Below are 21,012 nucleotides of genomic sequence, written 5' to 3'. Positions count from 1 at the left end.
GGCGACCGGGACGCACCGATAGGCGATGTCAGTCACTGTCATGGACCGTAGCACGGCTGATGTCATTCGCTGTCATCACGTAAGATCGGCGGCATGAGTCGATGGGAGCCGAACGCGCGCGGGCGGCTCGAGCAGGCGGCGCTGGACCTCTACAGCGAGCGCGGCTTCGAGCAGACGACGGTGGCGGAGATCGCCAAGCGGGCGGGGCTCACGGAGCGCACGTACTTCCGGCACTTCGCCGACAAGCGCGAGGTCCTGTTCGGGGGCACGGGCCCGCTCCACGACCTGTTGATGAACACCGTCGCCGCCGTGCCCGAGTCCACGGCGCCGATCGCCGTGGTGACCGCGGCCCTCGACGCGGTCGCCGCCGTGTTCCAGGGGCGCCACGCCCACTCCCGGAAGCGTCAGGCCGTCATCGTCGCCAACCCGGAGCTCCGGGAACGCGAGTTGATCAAGATGGCGGCCTGGTCCGCGGCGCTGGCCGACGCGCTGCGCCGGCGCGGCGTCGCGGACCCGGCCGCGAGTCTGGCCGCGGAGGCGGGGATCGCCGTCTTCAAGGTCGCGTTCGAGCGCTGGGTCGGCGAGGCCGAGGATCGAGGCCTGGCGCGGCTCGTCCGGGAGTCGTTCGACGAGCTCAAAGCCGTCACTGTGGGGGAGTGACGATTCCGGCCTCGATGTGGGCGAGTTGGGCGGCGAGGATCTCTTCGAACGCGGCGCGGCGGTCCACCCCGAGGGGCCGGACGTCGCGGGCGAAGTGGGCCAGGGCGGGGAAGCGTTCGGGGTCGGCGCCCAGTACCGCGACCCGGAACAGCTCCATGCCCTGTTCGTACTCTTCGGGGGTGATGGTGCTGACCCCGGCCTCGGAGGCGATCAACGAGGCGAGGAGGATCGCGATCCGGTGGTAGCGGGCCGGGATCTCCTCGTCGGGCAGGCCCGACGCCCGCAGGGCCTGTAGCACCTCTTCCATGACCAGCCGGGAACCGGTGCCGCTTGACGCATAGCGTCCCCAGACCGCGGCGAGCTGAGGCTGCCGGCCGAAGGCCTCTCTCACGCGCAGGGCCAGCGCGGTGATGCGCTGCTTCCAGTCGCCCTCGGGCCGGTAGCCGTCCATGGCGGCCAGGAGGATCCGGTCGGCGACCGCCCGCAGCAGTTCGGTCTTGCTGCGGAAGTGCCGGTAAAGGCTGGAGGAATCGGTCCCGAGCGCTGCGGCCAGCTTGCGCACGCTGAACGACTCGGCGTCGCTCGTGCGCAGCAGCTCCGCCGCCGCGTCCAGGATCTCCTCGGTCGACCAGCGCCTTCGGCCTGTCATCTCGCTCTCGCTCCTCTCGTCCGGACTCAGCATAATCTATGCACTTGCTGCTGCACGCACTGCGTGCATAATGAGGACATGCGAAGAGAAGGGGAGAGGGAGACATGAGCGAGGCCACTGAAGTGAAACGGCCACCGGAGCCGGACTTCTCGGCGATAACGGCCGAGGAACTGGCTGCCTACCGCGACGCGGAGAACCGCTTCCGGGCGTCCAGCGCGGCGCGGGCGCTCACCGGGAATCCGGATCCGGGCGCCGCGATCGACTGGCGGCAGGTGGCGCTGCCCGGCCGCGAGCTGCCGGTCCGGGTGTACCGGCCGGCGGCCGAGAACGGCGGCAAGGGGGCCGACCGGGCGGAGTTGCCCCTCGTGCTCCACGTCCACGGAGGCAGTTTCGTGGGCACGGCGGTGCAGTGCGACTGGACCAACAGCCACCTCGCCGCCCAACTGCCCGCACTCGTCGTCTCGGTCGAGCACCGCCTCCTCGACCAGGAAACTCCGCTGTCGGCGGCCGCCGACGACGCCTGGGACGTGCTTCAGCACGTGGTGCGGCACCCCGCGCGGTGGGGCATCGACCCGGCGCGCACGGTCGTCTTCGGCGAGAGCTGCGGCGCGTTGATCAGCGCACTGACGGCGATCCGCGCCAGGGAGGCCGGCCTGCGGCTCGCGGCACAGGTGCTGGTCAACCCCGCGGTCGACGTGACCGAGACGATGTTCGACTACGCCTCGATCGCCGAGTACGGGTACCACCCGACCCGCGCCATGCCACAACTGCGCCTGTTCCAGCGGCTCTCCGTCCCACCGGGAACCGACACCCGCGCGCTCTCGCCGCTGTACGCCGACAACCTGAACGGGCTGGCCCCGGCGCTCCTCGTGGTGCCGACCCAGGATGCGGTGGCCGATCACGGCCGCCGCTATGCCGAGCGGCTGCGGGAGGCCGGGACATCCGTGCGGCTCACCGAATACCCGGGCGCGAGGCACGCGTTCCTCACCCTGCCGGGTGTGGAGCCGCAGGCCGAGGCCGCCCGTACGGAGATCCTCGACTTCCTCCGAGCCGCCATCACCGCGGGCCCCGAAAGGAATGCAATCCGATGACGATGCCGAAGACACGGTATGAGCGAGGGGCCGTCGCGGCGATGTACGCGGGGCTCGGGCTCACCGTCGTCGCGACGATCGCCCCGTACGCCGACCGCGCCACCACCCATTTGCTGGCCGATCACATCCGGGCCGGCTACCCCGCGTTCAGCCGGCCGCGTGTCGACTCGGCCGTCACCACTTACCTGGTCCTGCTGTCCGTCATCGGAGCGCTCGGTGTCCTCGCCTGGCTCGGGACGGCCTGGGCGGTCAAGGCGGGCAAGCGGTGGGCCCGGCCCGCCGCGACCGTGATGTTCGTGCTCGGCACAAGCGTCGGGCTGACCGGGCTGCTCACCGAGGACACCTCCGGTGAGGCCGGCCTGCCGCCGGTGCTGGGCTGGGCCGGCCTGGCTCCCGGCCTGGCAGGACTCCTGGCGGTCGCGTTGCTGTGGAGACGACCTCGCCCGGTGACACAGTGAAGCGCATCGGCATCATCGGGGTGGGCGAGATCGGCCGGGCCATCGTGGACGGCCTGTGCGACCGGGGCGACGATGCGCCCGAGGTGTTCCTCTCCCCGCGCGGAGCCCGCACGGCCGCGGAGCTGTCCGAGCGCTACGAGGGCGTGCGGGTGTGTCCCGACAACCAGGCGGTGGTGGACCGCTCCGAGACCGTGATCATCGCCGTACGCCGTCAGGACCGGCACGAAGCGCTCGCCGGCTTGGCGGTGGCCGACGACAAGATCGTGGTCAATGTGATGTCCGGCGTCGGCAACGACGATCTGCGCCGGACGCTGGCCTCCGATGCCCCGCTCGTACGGGCCATCCCCCTGCCCGCCATACGCGAACGCCGCTCCGTCACGGTGACGTACCCGTCCCACCCGGTAGTGGACTCCCTCTTCGAGCACCTGGGCGGGGCGCTCCCGGTCGCGGACGAGACGGCCTTCAACGTCCTCTCCGCGGTGACGGGGACGCTGACCACCCACTACCGGTACCTCGCCACACTCACGTCGTGGGCCGCGGGCCACGGCATCGCCTCCGGTGACGCGGACCGCTACGTCCGCGGCCTCTTCCAGGAGGTCGGCCGCGCACTGGGCGACCAGACCCGCACCCTGGAGCAGCTCGCGGCCAACCACGAGACCCCGAAGGGGAACAACGAGCGCATCCGCACCACCTGGTTCACCCCGGCCAACTCCGCAGCCCTCGCCCAGGCCCTCGACGGCCTCCTCGCCGACCTCACGGAACCCCTGCACGCCTCTTGACGTGGACGCGTCGCTGCTGCCTCACTGTTAGGAATCTTTCCTATCAGTCAGTCGACCGGGAGGACTCCTGTGGCACCCATCCCCCGCAGACCGCGCCGAGCGGTCGGTGCCGTCGTGGCCGCGGCCACCGCGGCGTTAACCATCGCTCTGCCGAATCTCAGCGCGGCCCAGCCCTCCGGGGCCCAGCCCGCCGGCGCGAAGGCCGCGCCCGTGCGGTACGAGGCCGAGTCCGCGGTCATCTCCGCGGGCGCGGCCGAGTCCAACCACGACGGCTACTCCGGCTCCGGATTCGTCAACTTCGACAACCAGGTCGGCAGCTACGTCGAGTTCACGGTGAACGCCCCTGCCGCGGGCAGCGCCACCCTCACCCTCGGCTACGCCAACGGCACCGACGCCAACCGCCCGCTGGACATCGCCGTCAACGGCGACCTGGCGGCGGACGACCTGGCGTTCCCGTCCACCGGCGCCTGGACCACCTGGTCGTCGGTGACCACGACCGTCACCCTCAAGGCCGGTGCCAACACCATCCGTACGACCTCGGCGGCGGCCGAGGGCGGGCCCAACCTCGACTACGTCGATGTCACCGCCGCCGACGGACCGGCCGGCAGGGACTACGAGGCCGAGTCCGCCCAGATCTCCCAGGGTGCCGCCGAGTCCAACCACGACGGCTACTCCGGCACCGGATTCGTGAACTTCGACGTCGTCGCGGGCGCCTACGTCGAATTCAGCGTCGACGCGGCACAGGCCGGCCCCGCCCGGCTCGACTTCCGCTACGCCAGCTCCTCCGCCGACCGCCCGCTCGACATCGCCGTGGGCGGCGCCACCGTCGCCGACGACCTCTCCTTCCCGGCGACCGGCGCCTGGACCACCTGGAAGACGGTCAGCGTGAACGCCACGCTCAAGGCCGGAAGCAACAAGGTCCGCGCGACCACCTCCGGCGTCGACGGCCCCAACCTCGACAAGCTGACCGTCACCCCGACCGGCCCCGCCGACACCGAGCGGCCGACCGCCCCCGCGAACCTCCGCAAGGACAAGGAGCCGACGGCCACCACCGTCTCGCTGGCCTGGGACGCGGCGGCCGACAACGTGGGCGTCACCGGCTACGACGTCTACCAGCACGGCCAGTTGATGAAGAAGGTCGGCCCGGACGTCCTCGCGGCGACCGTCGAAAACCTCGACCCCGAGACCTCGTACGACTGGACCGTCTTCGCGCGCGACGCGGCCGGAAACGCCTCAGAGGCGTCCAACGCCGTCACCATCGCGACCCTGCCCGCCCCGCCGGACACCGAGCCGCCGACCACCCCCGGCAACCTGACCTCCCCCTCGAAGACGGCCACGACCGTCGATCTGTCCTGGGCCGCGTCCAGCGACAACGTCAAGGTCACGGGCTACGAGATCTACCGCGACGGCGCCCTGTCCGGCACCTCCGAGACCACCACGACCAGCGTCGCGGGCCTGACCCCGAACACCGCGTACGCCTTCAAGGGCAGGGCGTACGACCTCAAGGGCAACAAGTCCCCCTTCACCCCCGAGATCACGGTGACCACCTCCGGCACCCAGCCCGGCGGCACCCCCGACCCCGGTACGGTCAGCACCCTCGCGAGCGGGGTGGACGTCGCCTGGGGCCTCGGCTTCCTGCCCGACGGCACGGGCGTCTTCACCGAGCGCAACACCTTCAACGTCTACAAGCTGACCAAGTCCGGCACGAAGACCCTGGTCGGCAAGGTGCCCAACTCCCAGACCACCGGCGGCGAGGGCGGTCTGCTGGGCCTCGAGGTCTCCCCGACCTTCGCCACCGACCACTACCTCTACTTCGTGCACACCTCCAGCGAGGGCAACCGCATCGCCCGCATGACCCTGGAGAACAACACCCTCAGCGGCTACAAGGTGCTGCTCCAGGGCATGGAGAAGAGCCGCTACCACAACGGCGGCCGGCTGCGCTTCGGCCCCGACGGCAAGCTGTACGCCTCCATGGGCGACGCCCAGACCGAGTCGCGGGCCCAGGACCGCAACTCGCTCAACGGCAAGATCCTCCGGATCAACCCCGACGGCTCCATCCCGTCCGACAACCCCTTCGGCAACGCCGTCTGGTCGCTGGGCCACCGCAATCCGCAGGGCCTGGACTTCGACTCCAAGGGCCGCCTGTGGGAGTCCGAGTTCGGCAACAGCGTCATGGACGAGGTCAACCTCATCCAGAAGGGTGGCAACTACGGCTGGCCCAACTGCGAGGGCACCAGCGGCGACTGCTCCGGCTCCGGCTACATCGCCCCGAAGAAGACCTGGTCCACCTCCTCGGCCTCGCCCAGCGGGCTGACCATCATCAATGACCATGTCTTCGTCGCCACCACCGTGGGCAAGCGCGTCTACCGGATGCGGATCGACTCCTCGTCGAACCTCGTCGAGCAGAAGACGTACTTCCAGGGCACCTACGACCGCCTGCGCACGGTCGAGGTCGACCACGACGGCGACATCTGGCTCACCACCTCCACCGACAAGGACGGCACGGACGGCAACGACCGCGTCCTGCGGATCGACATCGTCTACTCGGACGACGGCACGGCCGGTGACTTCAAGCTCAGCAGCAGCGCCTTCAACGACAACGCGACCATCCCCACCCGCCACACCTGCGCCGGGGACGGCACGGCCGGCCAGGACCCCTCGCCCCCGCTGGCCTGGGGCACCGGCACCACCGGCGCGCGCAGCTGGGCCATCGTCTTCGCGGACGTCGCGAACAGCGGCAACAAGCTCCACTGGGCGATCTGGGACATCCCGGCCGCCAAGCTGTCCCTGCCCGAGGCGCTGGGGTCCGGATTCAACGTCCCCGGCCAGGGCGGCGCCAAACAGAAGGCCATGGGCAGCGGCGCGAATGCCCAGCAGTACTTCGGCCCCTGCCCCGGCGGTTCGACACACCCGTACACCTTCACGCTGTACGCGGTGAACACCGCGACCCTGCCCGGGATCGACTCCGGCTCGTCGATGGCCCAGATCGAAACGGCGATCAAGAACGCGAGCACGGCGAACGTGAAGCTGCGCGGCAACTCGAACGCGGGCACGTAGCTGTCGAGGTCAGGTAGGGGTGGCCGGAGGGCCCGGACGTGCTCCGGTCCTCTCCGGCCACCGCCCTTCACCACCTTGGGGTGCTCGCGCGCACCATAGGCATCCTGGCCGACACCGTTTACCGTCTGCTGCCGACCTGACGGCCCGGCCTCACTTCAGGTGCCGGCCGAAGAACCGGTCCCCGTCCTCCACCTCGAACCACGGGGTACCGGCGTGCCCGCCCATATTGGCGTGCAGCGTCTTCTCCCTGGTGCCGAAGGCGTCGAACAGGTCCAGGGCACGCTGCCGGGGGTTCCCTTCGTCGTCCCACTGGAGCAGGAACAGCAGCGGAATGGTGACCTGCCGGGCCTCCTCGCGCTGGGCGCGGGGCACGTAACCCCCGGCGAAGAAACCGGCGGCCGCGATGCGCGGTTCGACCACCGCCAGCCGAATGCCGATGGCGGTCATCCCCGAGTACCCGACCGGGCCGCCGATCTCGGGCAGCTCAAGGAGGGCGTCCAGGGTGGTCCGCCATTCCGGGACCGCCTTTTCGACCAGCGGGCCGACGAAGGACTCGAAGATCTCGTCGACCGGCTCGCCGGCCGCCATCGCCCGGCGGAGGTCGGCGCGAGCCTGCTCATCGGCGGCGGAACGGGGCCGTTCGCCGTGCCCGGGGTGGTCGATGGCGGCCACCGCGTAGCCGTACTCCGCCGCGCAGTGCCGGGCCCGGGCCACCAGCCGCGCTTCCCGCTTGTGCAAGCCGCCGTTGTGGCCGATCAGGATCAGCGGGGCAGGTGCGGATCCAGACGTCCACAGGATGCCGGGGATCTCACCGAGGGTGAATTCGCGTTCGAGGACGCCGTCGTCGAGGCGCAGTTCAGAAGTGAATCGCATGGTCGTGCCTTTCGGGAGTGCGCGTGAACGGCGCTCCCGGACGACCTATCGCCCGACCGTGACCCCGGAGGGGAGCACCCATGTCGATACTGTGTTCACGGGTACCACCTCCTCGTTCTCTTGCACGGCCTCCGGGAAAGTAGCAGTGGTCGCCGTGGTCCGCCAACTGGTTTTCGGGGGTCCCGCGAGCCGCGATGAGTCCTGCCGCGTCCGGCAGTCGTACTGTCGAACCCGTTACCGAGGAGGACTTCGGATGCGCAGCGTGACCTATTCGATGAGCGTCTCACTCGACGGCTACATCGTCGGGCCGGACGGCCGCTTCGACTGGACGGCGCCCGACGAGGAGGTCTTTCGCTTCTGGATCGACGAGATTCGCGGCGCGCTAGCCGGCGCGTCCGCCGAGCCCTGGGAACAGAGGTGCGCGGGTGGCCCGGGTGAAGCGGGCGCCCCACTCCTGGACGTGCGTGGCGAACTCCGGCGGCCCCAGGACCTCGAACTCGGCGCCCACGTTGCCCAGTGCCTGGGTCGGCCAGTCGAGGGAGGTCGAGGTCATGGTGAGTCGGCAGCTGTCCTGATCGAGCGGTTCGACCGAGCCCCAGCGGCCGACCACCTGCCGAACCCGCGAGGAGGGGGCGTGCACAAGGACCTCGACCGTGTACGGAGCCGGGGCCCCGCTCGCTGACTGGACGAAGGCCACGGCGTCCTCGGCCGGGAGCATACGTGGCCGGAAGCGCGTGCCGGTTGCCGTCGGCTCGGTCAGCCGGTCGAGGCGGAAACTACGCCAGTCGTGCCGATCCAGGTCGTAGGCCACCAGGTACCAGCGTCCGCCGAGTGCGACGACGCGGTGCGGCTCGACCTCGCGCTCCGTGGGTGCGGAGCCCCTGGCCGTGTAGCCGAACCGCAGCCGCTCCATGTCCCGGCAAGCCTGGGCGACCGCGGTGAGCACCCCCGCAGCGACGACCGGCCCGGACACGACAGCGGAGAGGGTCATCGCCCGCAGGGCGTCCACCCTGGCCCGCAGCCGGGGCGGCAGGACCCGCACCACCTTGGTGAGTGCGCGCAGCGACGCCTCTTCCATCCCCGCGATCCCGCTCTGCGCCGTGTCGCCGACGCCCACCGCGAGGGCCACCGCCTCCTCGTCGTCCAGCAGCAGCGGCGGGAGGACGGCGCCTGGCGCGAGCTGGTAGCCGCCGTCGGTGCCCCGGGCCGCGCCGACCGGGTAGCCGAGCTCGCGCAGTCGCTCGACATCGCGGCGCAGCGTCCGCTCGGAGACCCCGAGCCGGCCGGCCAGTTCCAGGCCGGACCAGTGCCGGTGGGTCTGCAGCAGCGAGAGCAGTCTGAGGGTCCGTGAGCTGGTGTTCGCCATGGCGACATCCTGCCTCGACTTCCGGTCAAAAACTGTCCGGAAGCCTCCCTAGGGTCGATCTCGACAGCCGCACCCGAGGCGAGGACGAAAATGATCACCCGTGAGATCCAGCTGACTGCCCAGATCACCGGCGCCCCGACGCTCGACCATTTCACCGTCGCCAAGACCGTGGTGGAAGGCGAGGTCCTGGTACGTACCGACCAGATCGGGCTCGCGGCGACCTACCTGGAGCTGATGCGGGCCGACTGCGCCATCCCGGTCCCGGCCTGGCAGCCGGGGCAGCGGGTAGGGGTGGCCGCCATCGGCTCCGTGGTCCGGTCCGACAGCCCCGAACTCGAGGTCGGCGACCTGGTCCAGTCGATGACCGGCTGGAGTGAGTACTCGGCCGGTCCGGCCGGCTCGTACGTCAAGCTCGATCGTGAGCTCTTCGCCGACCCGGGCTACTACCTCGGCCAGGGACCGACCGCCTACTACGGGATGGCCGAGATAGCGGCCGTCGGTGAAGGCGACGTGGTCTTCGTCTCCGGCGCGGCGGGCGGGGTCGGCTCGCTGGCCGGGCAGATCGCCAAGTGCCGTGGTGCGGCTCGGGTGATCGGCAGCGCCGGCAGCCCGGCGAAGGTCGACTACTTGGTGAACGAACTCGGCTACGACGCCGCCTTCGACTACCACGACGGCTCTGTAGCCGACCGGCTGCGGGAGCTCGCGCCCGAGGGTGTCTCGGTCTTCTTCGACGTCGTGGGCGGCGAGCAGTACCAGGGTGCGCTGCAGGTGGCCCGGCCCGGGGCGCGCTTCGCCCTGTGCGGCTCGCTGTCCAGCCAGCTCGGTGACGCGGCGCAGCGCTTTCCGCAGCCGGATCGCGCGGCGGCCGAGGCCAGGGGCGTCGAGCTGCTCCCGTTCTCCTGCCACCACACGCCTGATCAGATCGCGGCCTGGCGTGAGCACTTCAGCAGCTGGCTGGGCGAGGGCCGCTTCGTTTATCCGCAGACAGTGGTCGAGGGCGGGATCGAGGACGTGCCGCAGGCGTTTCTTTCCCTGCTACAGGGTTCCTACCAGGGCAATGTCTCGGTGCGGCTGTCGTGACCACCCTCTCCCTCCGGACCCTGAACCGGGCGCTGATGGGCCGCCAGTTCCTGCTGGGGCGCACCGATCGCAGTCCGCTGGAGGTGATCGGGCGACTGGTTGCACTGCAGGCACAGGAGCCCAACTGGACCTATGTCGGGCTGTGGAGCAGGATCCACGCCTTCACTCAGCCCGAGCTCACCGGACTGCTGGAGGACCGGCAGGTGGTCCGCTCCGGTCTGCTCCGCAGTACCCAGCACCTCGCCGCGGCCGACGATTTCCGCTGGCTGCGGCCGCTGCTGCAGCCCGTGCTCGACCGCACGGCCGGCTCGCCCCACTTTGCCCGGAACGGCACAGGTCTGGACGCGGCGTCCTTGGTTGCTGAGGGACTCGGCCTGCTCGCGGGAGGGACGCTGTCGCGCAAGGAGTTGGCCCTGCGGCTGGCCGAACGCCATCCGGGACGCGACGGCCGGATCCTGGCCGGGCAGATGGAATTGCGCACCCCTCTCGTCCATGGCGCGGCCACCGGCGCATGGGGCTCCTGGGGCAACCGGTCGGCGGTCTCGGTCACGCCCGCCGAGGTCTGGCTGGGACAGCCGATGGCGACGGCAGGGACGGCGACTGCCGCCAAGGATTCGGCCAAGGAGCTGATCCGCCGCTATCTGGCCGCCTTCGGCCCGGCCGGAGTGAAGGACGTCCAGGCCTGGTGCGGACTGACCCGCCTGGGCGAGGTCGTCGCGGAGATGCGCGCCGAACTGCGCCGCTATACCGGCCCCGACGGCAGGGATCTGATCGATCTGGCCGACGCTGAACTGCCCGACCCCGACACGCCCGCTCCAGTGCGGCTGCTCCCCGCCTTCGACAACATCCTGCTCGGTCACGCCGACCGGACTCGGGTCATCAGCGACGAGGACCGGAAGCGGGTGATGCCCGGCCAGGCAAGGGTACGGGCCACCTTCCTGGTGGACGGCTGGGTGCACGGAACGTGGTCCATCGACGCCGGGACGTTGCGGCTCACCCCGTTCCGACCGCTCTGCGCAACCGATCGGGCAGCCCTGGAACAGGAAGCGGACCGGCTGCTGCAATTCGTGGGAGGCCGGGTGGTGTCCTACAGCGACCCTGCCTCGACCCAGTCGTCTTGAGGTTCCCCCGGCACCTGCCATGCGAACAAGGCTGGGCAAGGCGAGCGCTTGGTCAGTTTCCGCCAACGGTCCGGCTCGGCGAAGCGGTCGACGGGCTCGTACAGTCCGCGACGCGGACCCAGACGAGATCGGGGAGGAACCCCGCGCGATCGACGCGAGTGAGGGGCCGAGCCATGCGGCCGGGAGGTGGCCGCCGTCCGAATTGACATGTCGCATGGTGACGGGAGGTCAGGGCGCGTGTCAGGGGCGTGCGGATGTGCTCGACGTCGACCGCGGGTCTGCCGCTTCGATCCCGACTCGGGCTCGGCCGGTGGCCCTACGCGCCGGCCCTCGGACTGCTGAGCGGCCTGGCGGTGGCGCGGCGCGGGCGCGGCGAGCGCCGGGGTGGGTGGCGCGCGCCACACGAGACCCTCAGGCCGTTGTCTCCCGCTCAGGCGGCTCGTCCGTGCCGGGCAGCTTCGCCGAGGCGTCCACATGGGCGAGCCGCCGCAACGCGCTGAACACCGCCTCGCCCAGAACGGTTCCGACCACCACACCCTCCATCATGTTTTCGACCGCCTCCAGCCGGCCCACGTACGCGAGATCGGCGCGGGCGACCTGCTCGGCGGCGTCCGCGTAGTCCTCGAGCACTTCGACGAACGCTCCGTGTCCCAACCGGTCCAGCGCGGCGAGGGCCTTTGACAGGTCGGCCGCGGCGGGATTTGACTCATCCGCCTGCCATCCGCGCCGGGAGATGAGGTCTGCGACGGCGGCCTGTGCGGCTGCGGACGCCGCGTCGTCGTGATCGCTGCGTCCGGTGCCGAGGCGATCCGCGGCGGCGCCGAGCACCTTGTGCAGGGGACGCTCCGGATCATCGAGGGCCGCCAGAACCTCCGTGATGTCGGCCAGCTTCAAGCCGCCCACATCGAGCAGTGCACGGATCAGCTGTAGCCGACGCTCGTGCGTCTCACCGTAGGTCGCCTGATTCGGGCTGGTCAGCTCGCCCGGAGGCAGCAGCCCTTCACGGACGTAGTACTTGATGGTCGGCACCGACACCCCGGTTCGGCGACTCAACTCCCGTATGCGCACCGTCGGTTCACTCCTCGTCCTCCGCCTCGTCCGCCCGCGCCGGCCCTTGCCGGCCGCCTCCCATGATAGATACTGGCGCTATCGGATAGCGGATAGTGCTGCTATCTGTTTTACTTCGGGAGGGATAGCTGTGCCTTCATCACGTCCGTCTTCGTGGCCGTCGTCGTGGGAGCCGGTTCCATGGCGGTCATGGCACCGACCGCTGGTGATGTTCTCGGCGGCGATGGCCGTCATGGCGGTCATATTCGGTGTGGGGATCGTCGTCGACGACCGCGTTGTGGCGGGTGCGCCGGTCTGGTCCAAACCTTTCAAGTTCTCGGTCTCATTCGTGGCGTACTGCCCCTCTCTGGCCTGGGCGCTGTCACTGCTCACCCGTGGCCGACGTGTGGGCTGGTGGGCCGGGACCGTTGTGTCGGCCGCGTGTCTCGTCGAGATGGCGATCATCACCGGGCAGGCGGCGCGCGGGAGGCGCAGCCACTTCAACCATGAAACGCCCTTCGACGAGGCACTGTTCAACGCGATGGCGGTGACGGTCGTCATCCTGTGGCTGGGCATGCTCGTGATCGCCGTACTGCTGCTCCGCACCCGGATCACCGACCGAGCGACCGCGTGGGCGTTGCGCTCCGGCATTTCCCTGGCGCTGGCCGGCGCCGCTGTCGGATTCCTGATGTCGCAGCCCGCGCCGGGGCAGCGGCGCGGCGTCTCCAAGGTGGTCGGCGCGCACAGCGTGGGCGTGCCGGACGGCGGCCCGTCGATGCCGCTGACCGGCTGGTCGACGACCGGCGGCGATCTGCGGATCCCGCACTTCTTCGGTATGCACGCGCTGCAATTCCTCCCGCTGCTGGTCATGGTGGTGACGGCCCTCGCGCCACGCTTCGCCCGTCTCGCGGACGAACGGGTACGGCTGCGCCTGGCGCTGCTGGCCTCGGGGGTGTACGCCGCCGCCTTCGCCCTGGTTCTCTGGCAGGCGCTGCGGGGCCAGGCGCTGATCCATCCGGACGGTGTGACGCTGGGGGTGGCCGGCCTGATCGTGGTGGCCGCCGTTCTCGGGACGTACGGATCTCTCCGCGTGCCAGGCCACCGCCGCGCTCAGGCGCATGAGGCCGGGCTTGTGTCATGACCGGATTCCTCTTCGAGCTCTCCTTCTGGCTGGCCGCACCGGTGTGGCTGCTCATGATCTTCGCCCCGGGGTGGAGCGCGACCGCCCGCATCGCCGGGTCGCCGCTGACGGTGGTGCCCGTGCTGCTCGTCTATCTCGCGCTCGCCATCCCGGTGTTCCCCGAACTCTGGACCGCGGTCAGCCGACCGGACCTCGACGCCTTCCGTGAACTGACGGCACTCGCGGACGGCGCGGGAGCCGTCTGGGTGCAGGTCATCGCCTGGGACCTGCTGATCGGGCAGTGGATGTACCGGGAGGCCAGAAGGCTTGGGATCTCGGCCCTGCTGATGGGGCCGCTGCTGGCCTTCACGATCCTGCTGTCGCCGTTCGGGCTGCTGGTGTTCCTGGGGCTGCGCGCGTGGAGTTCGCGGCGTGCGACCCGCGACGGCTTCGCGGTTGCCGTGTCCGGCGGGCCGCGTAATTGACCGTCGTGCACCACGGGACTGATGTTGGAACCAGTTCCGTGGTGCACGCGCCACTCGCTCCGACACGTCTCCGCCGGCGCCGCTGCCATGGCATGACTGACTCGGCATGTGTCATCCTTGATAGACAGTCAGTGACGTTGAGACTACGGAGACAGTCGATGGCCCGTTCCTGGGAAGCTGACCCGTCGGCGTTATTCGCCAAGCGTCTGGGAAAGTCGGCGGCAGAGCTTGGGAATTCCGGTGACGATGATAAGTGCCCGGACATCTGGCAGCTCGACAATGGTGATATCGCCGTGATCGGCCGCGACCTCACTGCCGTCTATGCCTCACGTTTGCCGACTGGTGTGTCCATCGGGCCTGACGAGCGGCTGGTTGTCATTCCCGGAAACATGCTCAGCGCAGCAAAGGTAGATATTCCCGATGCTTGATCTTCGTGCCCCCGTGCTCCCGGCCGAACAAGGCAAACCACTCGATGACGACGCCTACGTCAGTGACTTCTGGGCGCGACGCAAGGCTATCCGTCACGGTGAGTCCTGGAAGTTGGAGCGGCTACAGCACTTCGAAGAGGATGACAGCCCCGCCCGGGACGCACTCCGCCGAGGCGACTGGGGCGAAGCGCTCCGGCTGTTCGAGGCGAAGCGTGAGGCTACACAGAAGGCGGCTGAAGAGGACCGGCGGAACGGCTCCCCGTTCCATCGTTTGCGCGTGGTGGAAGAGCCGCTGACGCCATATATGCAATGGGAGCTGCACTCGCTCCACGTCCGTGCGGAGGCCGGGCATCCCACCCGTGTGCTGCCCGCGAAGGAAGTCGCCGCCGCTGAGGTCGAGCACCTTCTGCCCGAGTTCGTCATCCTCGACAATCTCACCCTTTATGAGATTCTCTACACCGAGACCGGAGCCTTCGAGAGCGCCCGCCGTTTCACCGACCCCGAGATCGTGAAACCTTGGGTGACCTATGTGAAGCAGGCTTGGGCGGTAGCGGAGGACATCCGGACCTACTTCGAGCGTGCGGTGGTGCATCTTCCCCCGCCCCCGGCGGCATGAGCGGAGAACAAATCAACGCCCCGGCCGGGGACGAGGGAAGTCGTCCACAAGGGTCTCAGAATGACCTGTCAGGGTCGTCTCGGGACGTCGTACAGGCCGGCAATGTCTCGGGTGGCATCAACTTTTACCAGGGAGCACCGGGAGAGTCGGCCGGCCTCATACCGCGACAGCTCCCGGCTGATGTGCACAGCTTTGTCAACCGCAGCGACGAACTGAATCAGCTTGATGCGATCCTGGCTGGCCAAAGCGGCGACCGACTGGTTGTCTCGATCCATGTAGTGGCCGGTACGGCAGGTGCGGGGAAGACCTCGCTGGTGCTGCACTGGGCCCATCAAATCAAGGACCGCTTTCCCGACGGTCAGCTCTTCGTCAATCTGCGTGGCTACGACCCCGGCGAACCCGTCACCGCGGACCAGGCACTACGCCGATTCCTGCGCGCGCTCGGCGTGCCTGCTGACCAAATCCCCCAGGATGTCGATGATGCCGCCGCTCTGTACCGCTCGCTGCTCGCCGAGCGACGCGTCCTGATTCTGCTCGACAACGCCGCCACGGTCAGCCAGGTGCGGCCCCTCCTCCCCGGTACCGGCACCAGCCTGGTAGTGGTGACCAGCCGCAACCGGCTCTCCGGCCTCACCGTGCGAGACGGGGCCCGCCGCCTGACGCTCGGCACGCTTCCCGAGCCCGAGGCGATTGCCTTACTGCGCGCGGTCACCAGCGGCTATCGGCCCGAGGACGATGAGGGAAAGCTGACCGAACTGTCGCGTCTTTGCGCTCGACTGCCGCTCGCCTTACGTATCGCGGCAGAGCGCGCCGCCAGTCAGCCTCATTATGAGGATCGACGATCTCATCTCTGACTTGCGGGACGAGTCGGTCTGCTTCTGCCCCGCCGGAACTCCGCTGGAGGAACTGGCGCGGATCGCGGGAGCCCGATGGATGGTTGAGGAATGTTTTCAGACCGCGAAGAACGAAACCGGACTCGATCACTACCAGGTCCGCGGCTATACCGCGTGGTACCGGCATATAACCCTCTCCATGGCCGCCCTCGCCTTCCTCGCCATCCTGCGAGCGGAGGCAAAACAGGGGCTCCAAAAACCGGGAGCGATCGATCCCTCATACCCGTGACCATGAACGAGGCCCGGCGGCTCTTCAACCGCATCTCCTCTCCCATCCGCCACGGCATCCAGCACGTACTCGCCTGGTCCCTATGGCGAAGAAAAAGCCAAGCCCGAGCCCGCATCAGCCACTACAGACGCAGAGGACGTCACGGAGTGTCGTTGCAGTACTAGGCAGTGTCTTCAAATGATCACCGCTGGTGGATCATGGTGTCGTGATACGTCGCCATGACCTGTCCGATGCCGAGTGGGAGTTCGTCCGGCCGTTGCTGCCCGAGTCAGTGCGGGGGCGGAAGCGGCTGGATGACCGTAGAGTCCTGAACGGGATCGTGTGGAAGTTCCGGACCGGTGTCGCCTGGCGGGATGTGCCCGACCGTTACGGCCCCTGGGCCCCACTGCATACGCGTTTTCGCAGGTGGGCGGCGAACGGGACGTTCGACCGGATGCTGCGGGCCGCGCAGGCGAAGGCGGACGCGGCCGGCGACATCGAGTGGCTGGTGTCGGTCGACTCCACGGTCGTCCGGGCCCACCAGCATGCGGCCGGGGCTCGAAAAGGGGGCTCCGAGACCTGGCCCTCGGCCGCTCCAGAGGCGGGCTGACCAGCAAGATTCACCTGGCCTGCGACGGATTAGGCCGGCCTCTGGCTTTCGTCGTCACGGGCGGCAACGTCAACGACTGCACCCGGTTCACCGCCGTGATGGAAGCGATCCGGGTACCCCGGACCGGACCGGGACGACCCCGCACCCGGCCCGATCACGTCCTGGGCGACAAGAGCTACAGCTCGAAGGCGATCCGCGCGTGGCTCCGCAGCAAGGGCATCTCGCACACGATCCCCGAGCGGGCCGACCAGGCCGGCAACCGGGCCCGGCGAGGCAGCCGGGGAGGCCGCCCGCCGGGCTTCGACCGTGAGGCCTACAAGCGCCGCAACGTCGTAGAACGCTGCTTCAACAGCTTGAAGCGGTGGCGAGGGATCGCTACCCGGTACGACAAAACCGCTCAGTCCTACGAAGCGGCCGTCGCCCTCGCATCACTCCTGATGTGGGCGTGAAGGCTAACGAACCAACTCAGTCCATGTCCTCCTCGTCCTCATCCTCCTCCATGCTCTCGTACCCGGAGTGGAACAGCGTGGAGAAGCTGGGGTACTTCGTCGTGTCGCCGTACTTCGGTGCGAACTCGTAGGCGGCCCACTCGCCGTCCGGCCCGACGTCGGTCGGATCGAGCAGCCAGAAGTCCTCTCCCCGGGCGATTTCGATAGACCGGCGAAACAACTGAACATCGTCCTCGTTGCCGGGTATCGAGTCGTAGGTCTCGGCAACGCGTCTGCCGGCCTCGCTGTCCCGCATCCACACGATGCGGCCGCACGGATGGACCTCGTCCACCCAGGCATCCAGGCGCGTCCACCCGTCGCTCGCCAGGAAGAATCCCCGCAGGCTCGGTGGGAACCGCACTCCGAGCCGCTCCTCGGATGCCACCAGAGCTTCCTCCCGAGCAGGGGCTTCACCCAACCACGGCTCAACCCGCTCCCCTCGGTCCAGAGCCTCCAACTGATTGTCGTCCATCAGATCGACCAACTCTTTGTCGTCGGCACGGACCTTCACGTACAGCTCGCCGTATCGCTCCAGAAAGACACGCCACTCCTCCGGCGTGGTCAGAACAGCGGCAACTTCATTCTCTTCAGGCTCAGTTGTCTCACTCACGCCGATCATGGTGCCAGGTGGCTATGACAATGCCGATGGCTGCCGACCGTACCGCGTGCGAGGGCCAGCTCGTAGTTGCTGCCTCTGATACGGGCGTGGCATTTGACGACACCGCCTAGGGGGCGGGCGGCCACGCGGCGGAGCCGCAAATCGGCGGGGGCGGGGTGGGGCAGCTGTGTGGTCAGGGGCGGCCTAAGGTAGGCCGCCCCTCGATCGTGTGACAGCGCCACAGGTAGTGGCAGCGCGCGGCGGGCGACAGCTTGGCGCCGTCGGCGCCAGTTCGACCAGCCCAGCGCGCATCAGTAGTTGTCGCGGTCGACTCCCTTGGGGGTTCGGTAGATGGGAGACCCGACGGAGAACACGATTCGGTCGTTCTTGGGCGCGGACGCATGCGCGTTTTCTCCGGAGCTGCTGACCCAGAGCTCCGCGGACAACGAGTACTTGTCCTTTTCGTGTACGGCCTCTATCTCCAACTGGCGGTCCGTTGAATTCACGTGCCCGAAACGAGTGATGCGCCACCCCTCCTTCGGAAGTTCTTCACGCAAGCGGTTGAAGCCGCGCGTCAACTCCCGCTCAGACAGGCGAGAGATGGACCAGAAATGCTGGACGAAATAATCCCGTTCCCCCTGTCGGGAGGGCATCGTCGCAGGTCCGGCAGGCGACACTTTCCCTTGGAGCCGGACCATGTCGAACACGTCACTGGACAGCTTTCTGGCGTGCTGCTTGGCCTGCCTCGGATGCATTTCCTTCGGCGCCGCACCATCCGAGTCACTCATGGATCCGCACCCCACGACACATAGGAGAACCGCCGCAGCGGCCAGTACCCGTCGACATCGCCACACCGTCCACACTTCAGACGTTCCAATTCGGCGGCTCACGCCAGTCGACCGGCAGAAGTGATCCATCGTCGCGTGGCTTCATTTGCACCTTGCCGTATTCTCCCACGATGACCCTTCCTTGGTTCTCGATACTGAGACTCGGCACATTTTTGTCGTCGTCGTAGTCCCAGTAGCCGCTGTGTCCGTCGGTATCAGTGGCCATCTGGTTGGCGCCGAAGATCGGGTCGGTTGGGTCGATGCCCGAGACCCCGCCCCCGTGGCCGAAGCGGCCAAAGCCGTTTACCAAATCGTCACCCTTGGCGTGCTCATTCCAGACATGCCCCTTACCCACGTCCAGATCCGCGGCATTTTCCACCCGGGCGCCAGGGCTGCCGGCGAACACGATGTCGTCGACGCCGAGGTCCCCGTCTTCGGCCGCGGCGCCGATGACCGTGGTCCCATATGAATGCGCGATTGCAGTGATATGAGCGTCGGAACCAGACTTGTTCGCGGCGTTGAGGCCATCGATGAACTGGCCGTACGGACCTACAGCATTGTCCGCATATTTATCCCGAGTGGCGTCCGAGAGTTCCGGCGGCGCATCGTAGCCTATCCAAGTAACGGTCGATACTTCCTGATCGGTCAAACGCTGGGATGTTTTCCACAAGTTCACCCCGCGATTGATGTCCCCCTTGCTGTTGCTGAGTGAGGATTCGGTTCCAGGTGTGTACACCGCGATGTGATCCGCGTCATCAGGATTTCCGTTGGCGACGATGGCCCGCCCCCGCCCTTCCGCGCTGAATCCCAGCAGATACGCCTCTGGCAGACCGTCCTCTCCGGTCCTGTCAAAGCGGCGCTGAATGGCGTCCATACCCTTCAAGGATTCCTTAATCCTGGTTCTTTCCCTGTCCCACGCTTGCCAGGCCAGCGTCACCTGCTTCTCCCCCTGAACGGGAAGCTGGGTTATGTTGTTCCACTTTTGCTCGTACTTCGCGGGCTCATTCTTGCCGAGCTCGTCGAGTTTCAGGTTGAGTTCCGCACGCGTTTCGGCGAGCACGGTCCGGTTCGCTTCGTCGCGCACGGCTGCGGGTAAACCGTCACGCTTGCCGAGCCCTGCTGGATCGAGGGCGAGCATAGCGTCCTGCTCATTCTTCGACAGGTTCTTCCACCACGTGGCGTTCTCTTCCGGATTGCTGTCCTTCAAGGGCGCTTTGATGGCGTCCAGGTAGTCCTTCGCACTGCGGCGGACACCACCCATGTCCCTCTTCGCGTCAGCCCAGTCCTCGGCGGCGACGACCAGGTCGTCGTCAGCCTTCAACCTGCGCAGCTCGGGGGCCCACTTTTCGTCGGCCCGGGTGGCCTGGTGGACGGCTTGCGCAATGCGGTCGGCGATGGCCAGCGCGCGGACGTAATTCGGGTTGCCGTGGAGGTTCGATGCCTGGCGCTGGAGAGCCTTGGCCGTGTCGTTCGCGTCTCCAGCAGGGTCGATCGGGTTGCCGGTGGACTTCCTGGCACTGCCCGTGACCGTACCGCCCTCGGGCACCTTGCCGTCGACCTTGTCGCCGGCCGACGGGTAGCTCACCGAGCCGTCGGAGCCCACGGTGAACTGTGCGGCAGCGGCATCCTCCACAGCGGCGTCGAGCTTGTTCTTGGCTGCCCGTAGTTCGTAGGCCAGAGAGTTGAGAGCGGTGGTGATGAGTGCGCATTCCACCTGGGCGTAATGGAAGTTCGTGGCCAGCTTCCGGAGTTTCCGGACGGCCTCGTCCACAGCCTTGCCCTCGAGCGATTTCCGCATCCCCGCGGTCACTTGCTGCTCGATGTCGTCCTTGGCCTGACTCGCCATCTCGCCGAGGGTCCGATAGCCGCCTGCCGCGTCCTCGAACTCAGAAGGCTTGAGGGACTTGAGGGTCGAGTAATCCACTGGTCCGCGTCACCGCCCCCGGCTCTCGCCACCGACGGGCTTCGTGTCCTTGTACAGGCCGTCCCATCTATCGAATGCGCTCTCGATGGCCGCGTCGTTCTCGTAGTGGTGATCCCCGGCCTTCTGGAGCCGGTCCTGAAAGGTGCCGCACTTGCCGCTCACGCCTTTCAGATAGCGCTTCCAGGAGACGTAGAGCTCCCGCTGGGCCGCCGCGCTCTCGATACCGCCGCCGGTCTCGCTGCCCGCGCCCAGGCCCTTCTGCTCCTCCTCCAGCTTTGTCAGCGCGGTCTTGATGTTCCCCCGCAGCTTGCCGACTTCCTGGGCCGCCTCCGTCCACGCGTTCTTGCTGGACCTCACGCTGCCCGATCCCTCTTGCTCTCAGTCGGGCTTGTCGCCGGCGCCCGCGAGGCTCATTCGGGTCTCCCCGGATGCCTCGCGCTTCATCTGCGCCCATTCCGCCTCGAACGTGGACATGCGCTTCCCTCCCCCTCGTACTGCACACCCGGCAGCGATGTGCAAAACGATCATCCTAGCGTCACGCCCACGTCACGGCGCGTGTCGCTGTCTCAATATTCACCACAAACGCACAGGTCAGTGCTTAGGCCGCCGCGATTGGGCCGAGCCGTGAGGCCCC

At 68.2% G+C, this 21,012-nt stretch carries 20 protein-coding genes and 3 pseudogenes; 15 read left to right on the top strand and 8 right to left on the bottom strand.

Annotated features, from left to right (window positions below; all coding sequences use genetic code 11):
- Positions 1 to 93: 93 nt before the first annotated feature.
- The gene (locus ACZ4WQ_RS04815) at positions 94 to 660 is read left to right on the top strand and encodes a TetR/AcrR family transcriptional regulator (RefSeq protein WP_398369463.1); all 567 of its coding nucleotides are present in this window, start codon (positions 94 to 96) and stop codon (positions 658 to 660) included.
- On the opposite strand, the gene ACZ4WQ_RS04810 is transcribed toward ACZ4WQ_RS04815, so the two are convergent.
- Positions 644 to 1,309: a TetR/AcrR family transcriptional regulator gene (locus ACZ4WQ_RS04810; RefSeq protein WP_398369465.1), complete on the bottom strand. Its 666-nt coding sequence runs from the start codon at positions 1,307 to 1,309 to the stop codon at positions 644 to 646. The two genes, ACZ4WQ_RS04815 and ACZ4WQ_RS04810, sit on opposite strands and share 17 nt — an antisense overlap.
- Before the next feature lie 104 nt (positions 1,310 to 1,413).
- Here ACZ4WQ_RS04810 and ACZ4WQ_RS04805 point away from each other — a divergent pair, with 104 nt between their 5' ends.
- The 4 genes from ACZ4WQ_RS04805 (at position 1,414) to ACZ4WQ_RS04790 (ending at position 6,694) form a co-directional block, all read left to right on the top strand.
- Complete coding sequence (locus tag ACZ4WQ_RS04805; protein ID WP_398369467.1) at positions 1,414 to 2,400, top strand: alpha/beta hydrolase; 987 nt, start codon at positions 1,414 to 1,416, stop codon at positions 2,398 to 2,400.
- On the top strand, positions 2,397 to 2,858 hold the full coding sequence (locus ACZ4WQ_RS04800) for a hypothetical protein (protein ID WP_398369469.1): 462 nt from the start codon (positions 2,397 to 2,399) through the stop codon (positions 2,856 to 2,858). The genes ACZ4WQ_RS04805 and ACZ4WQ_RS04800 overlap by 4 nt, the downstream gene beginning before the upstream one ends.
- Positions 2,855 to 3,637 carry an NAD(P)-binding domain-containing protein gene (locus ACZ4WQ_RS04795; RefSeq protein WP_398369471.1) on the top strand — a complete coding sequence of 261 codons (783 nt, stop codon included), beginning with the start codon at positions 2,855 to 2,857 and terminating at the stop codon, positions 3,635 to 3,637. Before ACZ4WQ_RS04800 ends, ACZ4WQ_RS04795 begins: the two co-directional genes overlap by 4 nt.
- Before the next feature lie 69 nt (positions 3,638 to 3,706).
- Entirely contained in the window at positions 3,707 to 6,694 is a 2,988-nt protein-coding gene (locus ACZ4WQ_RS04790) for a PQQ-dependent sugar dehydrogenase (RefSeq protein ID WP_398369473.1), read from the top strand.
- 150 nt (positions 6,695 to 6,844) lie between these two features.
- On the opposite strand, the gene ACZ4WQ_RS04785 is transcribed toward ACZ4WQ_RS04790, so the two are convergent.
- Complete coding sequence (locus ACZ4WQ_RS04785; RefSeq protein WP_385341360.1) at positions 6,845 to 7,567, bottom strand: dienelactone hydrolase family protein; 723 nt, start codon at positions 7,565 to 7,567, stop codon at positions 6,845 to 6,847.
- A gap of 253 nt (positions 7,568 to 7,820) precedes the next feature.
- On the opposite strand from ACZ4WQ_RS04785, the pseudogene ACZ4WQ_RS04780 reads away from it, so the two are divergent.
- Positions 7,821 to 7,943, top strand: a pseudogene (locus ACZ4WQ_RS04780) (dihydrofolate reductase family protein); the annotation flags it as partial.
- Between the two features lie 6 nt (positions 7,944 to 7,949).
- Here ACZ4WQ_RS04780 and ACZ4WQ_RS04775 read toward each other — a convergent pair.
- Positions 7,950 to 8,933 (bottom strand): helix-turn-helix transcriptional regulator, encoded by a 984-nt coding sequence (locus tag ACZ4WQ_RS04775; protein ID WP_398369475.1) that lies wholly within the window; start codon positions 8,931 to 8,933, stop codon positions 7,950 to 7,952.
- A gap of 90 nt (positions 8,934 to 9,023) precedes the next feature.
- Here ACZ4WQ_RS04775 and ACZ4WQ_RS04770 point away from each other — a divergent pair, with 90 nt between their 5' ends.
- Entirely contained in the window at positions 9,024 to 10,013 is a 990-nt protein-coding gene (locus ACZ4WQ_RS04770) for a zinc-binding dehydrogenase (RefSeq protein WP_385341364.1), read from the top strand.
- Positions 10,010 to 11,134 (top strand): winged helix DNA-binding domain-containing protein, encoded by a 1,125-nt coding sequence (locus ACZ4WQ_RS04765; protein WP_468022061.1) that lies wholly within the window; start codon positions 10,010 to 10,012, stop codon positions 11,132 to 11,134. Before ACZ4WQ_RS04770 ends, ACZ4WQ_RS04765 begins: the two co-directional genes overlap by 4 nt.
- Positions 11,135 to 11,545: 411 nt before the next feature.
- Here ACZ4WQ_RS04765 and ACZ4WQ_RS04760 read toward each other — a convergent pair whose 3' ends face one another.
- Complete coding sequence (locus ACZ4WQ_RS04760) at positions 11,546 to 12,202, bottom strand: MerR family transcriptional regulator (protein WP_385341368.1); 657 nt, start codon at positions 12,200 to 12,202, stop codon at positions 11,546 to 11,548.
- A 223-nt stretch (positions 12,203 to 12,425) separates the two neighbouring features.
- Between ACZ4WQ_RS04760 and ACZ4WQ_RS04755 the strand changes: the two genes are divergently transcribed.
- The 7 genes and pseudogenes from ACZ4WQ_RS04755 (at position 12,426) to ACZ4WQ_RS04725 (ending at position 16,990) form a co-directional block, all read left to right on the top strand.
- Positions 12,426 to 13,322 (top strand): hypothetical protein, encoded by an 897-nt coding sequence (locus ACZ4WQ_RS04755; protein ID WP_398370499.1) that lies wholly within the window; start codon positions 12,426 to 12,428, stop codon positions 13,320 to 13,322.
- Positions 13,319 to 13,786: an ABA4-like family protein gene (locus ACZ4WQ_RS04750; protein ID WP_311722549.1), complete on the top strand. Its 468-nt coding sequence runs from the start codon at positions 13,319 to 13,321 to the stop codon at positions 13,784 to 13,786. Before ACZ4WQ_RS04755 ends, ACZ4WQ_RS04750 begins: the two co-directional genes overlap by 4 nt.
- Positions 13,787 to 13,944: 158 nt before the next feature.
- Entirely contained in the window at positions 13,945 to 14,214 is a 270-nt protein-coding gene (locus ACZ4WQ_RS04745; protein ID WP_398369480.1) for a hypothetical protein, read from the top strand.
- Positions 14,207 to 14,830: a DUF6879 family protein gene (locus tag ACZ4WQ_RS04740; RefSeq protein ID WP_398369482.1), complete on the top strand. Its 624-nt coding sequence runs from the start codon at positions 14,207 to 14,209 to the stop codon at positions 14,828 to 14,830. The genes ACZ4WQ_RS04745 and ACZ4WQ_RS04740 overlap by 8 nt, the downstream gene beginning before the upstream one ends.
- Positions 14,827 to 15,684, top strand: a complete 858-nt coding sequence (locus tag ACZ4WQ_RS04735; protein ID WP_398369484.1) for an AAA family ATPase — start codon at positions 14,827 to 14,829, stop codon at positions 15,682 to 15,684. The genes ACZ4WQ_RS04740 and ACZ4WQ_RS04735 overlap by 4 nt, the downstream gene beginning before the upstream one ends.
- 16 nt (positions 15,685 to 15,700) lie before the next feature.
- A pseudogene (locus ACZ4WQ_RS04730) lies at positions 15,701 to 15,952 on the top strand (IS701 family transposase); the annotation flags it as partial.
- 208 nt (positions 15,953 to 16,160) lie between these two features.
- Positions 16,161 to 16,990 (top strand): annotated as a pseudogene (locus tag ACZ4WQ_RS04725) (IS5 family transposase).
- A gap of 16 nt (positions 16,991 to 17,006) precedes the next feature.
- Here the strand turns inward: ACZ4WQ_RS04725 and ACZ4WQ_RS04720 are convergent.
- The 4 genes from ACZ4WQ_RS04720 to ACZ4WQ_RS04705 form a co-directional block, all read right to left on the bottom strand.
- Entirely contained in the window at positions 17,007 to 17,648 is a 642-nt protein-coding gene (locus ACZ4WQ_RS04720) for an SMI1/KNR4 family protein (protein ID WP_398369486.1), read from the bottom strand.
- 290 nt (positions 17,649 to 17,938) lie between these two features.
- Complete coding sequence (locus ACZ4WQ_RS04715; protein WP_358845145.1) at positions 17,939 to 18,415, bottom strand: hypothetical protein; 477 nt, start codon at positions 18,413 to 18,415, stop codon at positions 17,939 to 17,941.
- Between the two features lie 76 nt (positions 18,416 to 18,491).
- Positions 18,492 to 20,378 (bottom strand): alpha/beta hydrolase, encoded by a 1,887-nt coding sequence (locus ACZ4WQ_RS04710; RefSeq protein WP_398369488.1) that lies wholly within the window; start codon positions 20,376 to 20,378, stop codon positions 18,492 to 18,494.
- Positions 20,379 to 20,387: 9 nt separating this feature from the next.
- A complete protein-coding gene (locus tag ACZ4WQ_RS04705; protein WP_398369490.1) occupies positions 20,388 to 20,735 on the bottom strand; it encodes a hypothetical protein in 348 nt (115 codons plus the stop codon).
- Between the last annotated feature and the right edge of the window lie 277 nt (positions 20,736 to 21,012).

It is taken from the genome of Streptomyces sp. NPDC028305, assembly GCF_055569495.1.
The sequence above is the reverse complement of the archived record's forward strand: the minus strand, read 5'-3'. Positions and strand labels throughout refer to the sequence as shown.